Raw genomic sequence first — 5,928 nt, forward strand, 5'->3', positions numbered from 1 at the left:
AGCTCTAGATACACCTAGCTCTTTGGCGGCCATTGATACTTGCCCTGAGTTGGATTCTAGAACCAGTAATAGCGCATCTCGCTCTGAACGCTCACGAATACTTTTTAGGCTGCGCTTACCATCACTGCGTTTTGGTAAGTCGAGTTGCAATTCATCCAACATGACTGAATCGGACATCAGCACCACACGTTTGATCTGATTCATCAGCTCACGAACGTTACCCGGCCAGTGATAACGAGCCAATGAGCGCGCCGCTTCTTCAGTAAAACTGCGCGCCTGCGCGTTAAACTCTTTTGAATACTCCTGCAAGAAGTGGCGTGCAAGTAAAGCAATATCACCCGCCCGCTCTTTTAAGCTCGGGACATTAATACGCAATACGTTGATATAGTGGTACAGCTCTTCGTTAAAATTGCCATCAATCAGCGCTTTTTCAATATCGGAAGAGTTGGCGGCCAAAATACGCACATCCACCTCTTTGACACCCATTGAAGTTTCTATCGTTCCTTCTTGCAGGAAGCGCAAGAGGTTAGCTTGTTGGCTTTTAGGTAGAGTGAGAATATCTTTGAGTAGGATCGTCCCACCATCTGCCCGCTCCAATAATGAAGTTTGAGATGGGTCTTCACAACCAATACCGAATAGCTCACATTCAAAGCGGCTCTCCGATAAAGCTCGGCAATTCACTGAAATAAAAGGTTTTTGTGCGCGAGACGAGGTTTTGTGTACCGCTCTCGCGACCGTCTCTTTGCCCGTTCCATTTTCCCCATAAATGAGGATACTGACATCTGTAGGGCCGATGCGTTTGATCTGATCACGCAAGCGCTTCATGGGAGTGGACTCACCAATTAAACCAATATCCCCTGTTGCTCCATAATGTGGCCATACTTTTTTCTCTAACTTAAGCATTCCAAGTTGATGTCCAATGGTGCTCAGTAGCTGCGCATCGGGAATCGGCGCCGTAAAAAAGTCGATACAAAAGTTAACAATGAATTGGCAAATCGTATCCGAGCTCAACTGTGATTCGCGAATGAACGCCAACCAACGTACTTGTTTATGGTTGCTGACCAAATTTGCAATGCCATTGAGGCTGAATTCATCATGGCTCAAATCAACAATACCAATGCATGGGCCTGTTTCTGCAAACAAGGCATCCGCTTTACGTAAATCTGCGCATTGTGTACAACGCCAACCAACCTGTTCAAGTACAGATAACCAAGGCTCGTATGTCCCACCAACGACGACAAGCGAACCAGGGACAGAATCCATTCGGAATTGAGTGCCCATCTATTATTCCTTATCTTTAAATTTATATGCAGTGCTACTTTTGGCACATTAAACGGCTGTTACATTAACGAGACTTGGCGCTGTAGTCTGTCTCAATCATAAGACTAGACAACAAATAAGCGCTTTGCCATTTAATATAGGGAACTATTTCATAATCCTTTCGAAATTTTTGTCTGTTAGCCCACGCTAGTGAACAAAACTTTTCAGACTAATGCAAAAAAAAACCGCCTATTTAGGCGGTTTATCGGAACGAAAGTAGCAATTACTGCTGTGGGCGCATCGCAGGGAAGAGGATAACGTCACGAATCGTATGGGTGTTGGTGAGTAACATCACCAAACGGTCAATACCAATGCCTTGACCCGCCGTTGGTGGGAGACCGTGCTCTAACGCAACAACATAATCAGCATCGTAGAACATGGCTTCATCGTCGCCAGCATCTTTGGCATTCACTTGCGCTAAGAAGCGCTCGTCTTGATCTTGAGCATCATTAAGCTCAGAGAAGCCATTGGCGACTTCACGACCACCGATGAAGAACTCAAAACGGTCGGTGAAGAATGGGTTGTTATCGCTACGACGCGCCAATGGTGAAATATCCGCAGGGTATCCAGTGATGAAGGTCGGTTGCATCAACTTAGGTTCGGCCGTTTCACCGAAGATCTCTTCAAGCAGTTGGCCGCAAGTCCAGAAAGGTTCAACGTCTACATGAACCGATTTCGCGATAGATACCATGAGCTCACGGTTTTGCAGATCCTGTTCAGTTAACGCTTGGATTTGAGCGTGCTCTGGGTTGTAGTGTTTGATGGCTTCAAACATACTCATGCGAGCATATTGACCACCAAATTCTACCGTTTCATCACCATAAGGCATTGAAGTCGAACCCAAAACTTCAAGTGCAACTGAACTCAATAACTCCTCAGTAAAGTCCATCAGATCATTGTAATCTGCGTACGCCATATAGAATTCCATCATAGTAAATTCAGGGTTATGGCGAGGAGAAAGACCTTCGTTACGGAAGTTACGGTTGATTTCAAACACGCGATCAAAGCCACCCACAACTAAACGCTTAAGGTAAAGCTCAGGTGCGATACGCAAGTACATTGGCATGTCGAGCGCATTGTGGTGAGTGATGAATGGACGCGCACTAGCACCGCCAGGGATCACATGCATCATTGGCGTTTCTACTTCCATGAACTGTTTTGAGATCATGAAGTTACGAATTGCAGTCATTACTTTAGAGCGAACAATGAACGCATTACGTGAACTTTCATTAACAATCAAATCCACATAACGTTGGCGGTAACGCATCTCTTGGTCAGTCAAACCGTGGAACTTCTCTGGTAATGGACGAAGTGCCTTTGTCAGCAATTCGTACTCTTCCATATTAACGTAAAGATCGCCTTTGCCAGATTTGTGCAACGCACCTTTCACGCCGATGATGTCACCAATGTCTAGACCTTGGTATTTTTCCTTCAGCTCAGTTTGAACCTCTTTTGAAGCATAAGCTTGAATACGACCAGAGGTTTCTTGAATAACAAGGAAAGGGCCACGTTTCGCCATGATACGACCTGCAATCGCCACAACATGGTTTAAGGCTTCTAACTCTTCTTTGCTCTTTTCACCGAATTGCTGTTGAAGATCGCCCGCAAGGCTGTCACGACGAAAGTCATTTGGGTGGCCATTTGCTTTACAGCTCTTACGGATGTGATCCAGCTTGCTGCGACGCTCTGCGATGAGTTTGTTCTCTTCTTGCGCAATTTGCTCTTGATTCATTTCGTTTTGAACAGCATCAGTCATTTTACATGTACCTTATATGTCGGTAAAAAAGCATTAAAGGCCTGATTTCAGGCTTGCTTCAATAAATTTGTCTAAATCACCATCTAATACCGCTTGGGTATTACGGTTTTCAACGCCAGTGCGTAAATCTTTGATTCGGGAGTCATCCAATACATAAGATCGGATTTGGCTTCCCCAGCCAATGTCAGATTTCGCATCTTCATTGGCTTGCTTTTCTGCGTTCTGCTTTTGTAACTCAAGTTCAAACAGTTTTGCACGCAATTGTTTCATCGCTTGGTCTTTGTTTTTATGCTGCGAACGATCGTTTTGGCATTGAACAACGGTATTGGTTGGAATGTGCGTAATACGCACCGCCGATTCGGTGGTGTTAACGTGCTGACCACCCGCTCCCGAAGCGCGATAAACATCGATACGAAGATCGGCTGGGTTGATGTCGATAGCAATATTTTCATCAATCTCAGGATAGATAAACGCAGAGGCAAAAGAGGTATGGCGGCGGCCACTCGAATCAAATGGGGATTTACGAACCAAGCGGTGTACGCCAGTTTCGGTGCGTAACCAGCCATAAGCGTAATCACCGATAATGCGCACGGTTGCGCCTTTTAGGCCAGCAACATCACCTTCAGACACTTCAATCACTTCAGTCTTAAAGCCTTTCGCTTCTGCCCAACGTAAATACATGCGTAGCAGGATTGATGTCCAGTCTTGAGCCTCGGTGCCGCCCGAACCAGACTGCAGATCAATATAGCAATCTGAAGAATCGTGATCGCCAGAGAACATACGGCGAAACTCAAGCTGTTCAAGCTTAGTTTCCAGCTCATCCAGTTCAGGGCCAATTTCATCGAAGGTTTCTTGGTCTTCTGCTTCAATAGCCAGTTCCAGTAGTCCTTCCACATCATCCACACCTTGATCTAACTGATCAATGGTATCGACAATGGCTTCGAGCGAAGCGCGTTCTTTACCTAGCGCTTGTGCACGCTCAGGTTCGGTCCAGACGTTGGGTTGCTCGAGTTCTGCATTCACTTCTTCTAAACGCTCTTTCTTAGCGTCGTAGTCAAAGATACCCCCTCAGGATATTTGTGCGCTCTGACACATCCTGAAGACGGTTTTTAATAGGATTGATTTCAAACATGTTTGCTCAACATTTATGAGTAGAATTTAACCGAAGAATTCTACTTAAAAATGTGACGAAGATACAGGAAAAATTCGTTTGATCTCTTGGAATAAAAGCTGGCGCACGCCTAAAAAAAGAGGCTGAACAATCGTGTTCAGCCTCTTTAATGCTTACGGGTAAAAACGCGATTATGCCGCTTCTTTAACCACACTTTGTTGAACGGTAGTTGCAATAAAGAACATGCAAATCATCGCAGCGAGTGTCGGAAGTAACCACCCCATGCCGACCTCAAACAGTGGCAGCATATTGAACGCAGACACATCAACGCCAGCCACTTTTGCCGCGTCGATCAACGCAAAAAGAAAAGAGACAAGTAGCACTACACGGTATGCCACTGCTGGGTTTGGTAGTTTCCCTCTCAAGAAGGTCAACATAATCAAGGCAATCGCGACTGGATAAAGCGCATACAGTGCGGGGATAGAAAGCGTGATCAATTGCGATAAACCAACGTTTGCCACGATAGCGCAAGCAACACCAATAATGATCACCCAAGATTTATACGCAATTGGAGTCAATGTGCAAAAGTAATCTGAACATGCTGAAATCAAACCAATTGCCGTGGTTAGGCAGGCTAGTAGCACGATGACAGAAAGCACGATCTGCCCATAAGGGCCAAACAGCGCTTGCACATATTGGCTAAGCACCGCACCGCCATTTTCTGCACCAAAAGCGACCACAGAGCTTGTCGCACCAAGATAAAACAGTGAAATATAGACAAAAGCTAAACCAACCGCCGCAATGCACGCCGCGCTGATTAAATACTTTGTGGTTGCCGCGCGCTCAGTAATGCCTTTGCTACGCAGTGCATCGACAATTAACATCCCAAACATCAGTGCGCCAAACGTATCCATGGTGTTGTAGCCTTCAAGGAAACCTTTCGTCAACGGCTGAGTCAGGTATTCGCCTTGTGCAGTCACCATCTCACCTTGCGGGTCAACAAAAACCGCAACGGCTAAAATAATTAATCCAACAAATAGAGCAGGAGTTAGCACTTTACCAATGATGTCAATGAGCCGACCTTGAGACCAGGCAAAAAACATCGCAACGACAAAAAAGAGAATCGAAAATAGTGTCAAATGCGATTGTTGCGCATCAATGAAAAATGGTTTCACTGCCATTTCATACGCCACAAGGCCGGTACGCGGTGCTGCAAAGGCAGGACCAATGATGATAAAGATCATCACTGCCATGATAGTTGCAGCTTGTTTAGGCAGATCTTTGGTTAAATGCTCCCAAGAACCACCCGCGACAGCAATCGCAATAATCGTCATCAATGGTAAACCGACAGCGGTAATGAGGAAGCCAGTCATGGCTGGCAGTAAATGCTCTCCAGCAAGTTGGCCAGCGATTGGCGGAAAGATGATGTTACCAGCACCCAAGAAAAACGCGAAAAGCATAAAGCCGACCGCGATAATATCTGTTAGTTTTAACGTCTGCTTCACAGATAACCCTTAATTATTATTTGATAAATGTTGTGTATGCATTGTTGATGAGGTTGAAACCGCATCTAAATCTAAAAATTAAGGGCGAATAATGACGAAACACTCAAGACTTCGCAAGGGCAAAGCAAAAAACGCTACATTAATTTATAATATCGGTGAAAAACCAGTTTAAAACTCTAAATGTTAAAAAATAGAAAGAATGATGTGTTGATCATTTTCTCATACACTCTCATAAC

General features: G+C 45.0%; 4 protein-coding genes. All 4 read right to left on the bottom strand.

What is annotated here, in order from left to right; genetic code table 11:
* Nucleotides 1–1,281: cyclic-di-GMP-binding transcriptional regulator VpsR (gene vpsR / locus AACT21_RS05370; RefSeq protein ID WP_094164565.1), on the bottom strand; the 1,281-nt coding region annotated here is incomplete at its 3' end.
* Nucleotides 1,282–1,543: 262 nt separating this feature from the next.
* On the bottom strand, nucleotides 1,544–3,076 hold the full coding sequence (lysS, locus tag AACT21_RS05375; RefSeq protein ID WP_088731814.1) for a lysine--tRNA ligase: 1,533 nt from the start codon (nucleotides 3,074–3,076) through the stop codon (nucleotides 1,544–1,546).
* Nucleotides 3,077–3,109: 33 nt separating this feature from the next.
* A protein-coding gene (prfB, locus tag AACT21_RS05380) for a peptide chain release factor 2 (protein ID WP_141195272.1) occupies nucleotides 3,110–4,208 on the bottom strand; the annotation gives its coding sequence in 2 pieces (ribosomal slippage) (nucleotides 3,110–4,132 and nucleotides 4,134–4,208; 1,098 coding nt in all).
* A gap of 170 nt (nucleotides 4,209–4,378) precedes the next feature.
* A complete protein-coding gene (gene brnQ, locus AACT21_RS05385; RefSeq protein WP_047690133.1) occupies nucleotides 4,379–5,692 on the bottom strand; it encodes a branched-chain amino acid transport system II carrier protein in 1,314 nt (437 codons plus the stop codon).
* Nucleotides 5,693–5,928 lie beyond the last annotated feature (236 nt).

The sequence above is a fragment of the Vibrio sp. V08_P9A1T1 genome, assembly GCF_963874405.1.
GTDB lineage: Bacteria > Pseudomonadota > Gammaproteobacteria > Enterobacterales > Vibrionaceae > Vibrio > Vibrio anguillarum.